The following is a 1,071-nucleotide window of genomic DNA, read 5'->3' as shown; positions in this document are numbered from 1 at the left end:
CATCACCCCCTTAACGTAGGTCTAATCCTGGACCTGCATCTTACATCTCCTTTGAGGAGTAATTTCCGGCTCCTGCCGGAAATTACCGGATTTTATGCAAGAGGCTTGCACTATAGCTTGTACCTTGTCCACATCTTGCCAACCCAGAATTTCTGTGACTTTTTTCTCAAGATTTTTGTAGGTTCTGAAAAATTCCGCAATTTCCTCTAGGCGGTGAGGTGCGATATCTTTCAGAGATTTTACCTCACTATAGCGGGGGTCTTTGGCAGGAACACAGAGAATTTTCTCATCGCGATCGCCACCATCAATCATTTCTAGCATACCAATGGGCCGCGCCGCAATCACACAACCAGGAAATGTCGGTTGATCCATCAACACCATGCCATCAAGGGGGTCTCCATCATCCGCTAAAGTATTCGGGATAAACCCATAATCATAGGGGTACTGGACAGAGGAGTATAAAACCCGATCTACGGCGAAGGCTTGTAAATCTTTGTCAAATTCGTATTTATTTTTACTCCCCGCAGGAATTTCGATCAACACATTGACCAATCCTGGTTTCGGTTCCGGGGGAATAAGTGATAAGTCCATATTTGTCGTTCTCCAAGTTGATGTTTCATACTTCCCACTAAGGGGATTTATTCAGAGGCTAGGCTGGCTGAGATAGGATTACCCTTACCCCAGTGCTTGCCAAATCTTGAGTGCTTGCCAAATCTTGATCAGGGTTGACCCAGAAACTTAGCTTAACCGCCGATAAGCCCCGCGCTATAGCCGTAAGGTTAGCGTCCGGTTGACACTCTAGCGCCGTAGAAGGCGGAGATTTTTAAGAGATTTTCACTCTTAACGGCTGTGCCAAACAACCCCCAGACACTCCGCTTAAAGCATTGTGCTTACTTTTCCTCAATATATTAGCCGCCCCGTTACAGTCCGCGTTAACCAGAAAACCATCTTTCGTTCGATACAGCCCCCGTTTAAGCCGTTGGCTAGAGAATTTAGACTGATACATTTACGCGACATTTATCCGGCTATTGCCTGACAATGCGACGATAGCACTATTACCCGTTAAGGTAA

At 46.0% G+C, this 1,071-nt stretch carries 1 protein-coding gene; it reads right to left on the bottom strand.

Features of this window, described 5'->3' with window-relative positions; all coding sequences use genetic code 11:
• Nucleotides 1-21: 21 nt before the first annotated feature.
• Nucleotides 22-591 carry an inorganic diphosphatase gene (locus tag ACTIE0_RS24640; RefSeq protein ID WP_006625944.1) on the bottom strand — a complete coding sequence of 190 codons (570 nt, stop codon included), beginning with the start codon at nucleotides 589-591 and terminating at the stop codon, nucleotides 22-24.
• Between the last annotated feature and the right edge of the window lie 480 nt (nucleotides 592-1,071).

The organism is Limnospira sp., from assembly GCF_051859755.1.
Lineage (GTDB): Bacteria > Cyanobacteriota > Cyanobacteriia > Cyanobacteriales > Microcoleaceae > Limnospira > Limnospira fusiformis.
Note: the sequence above shows the minus strand (reverse complement) of the source record. Positions and strands in the feature narration are given on the sequence as shown.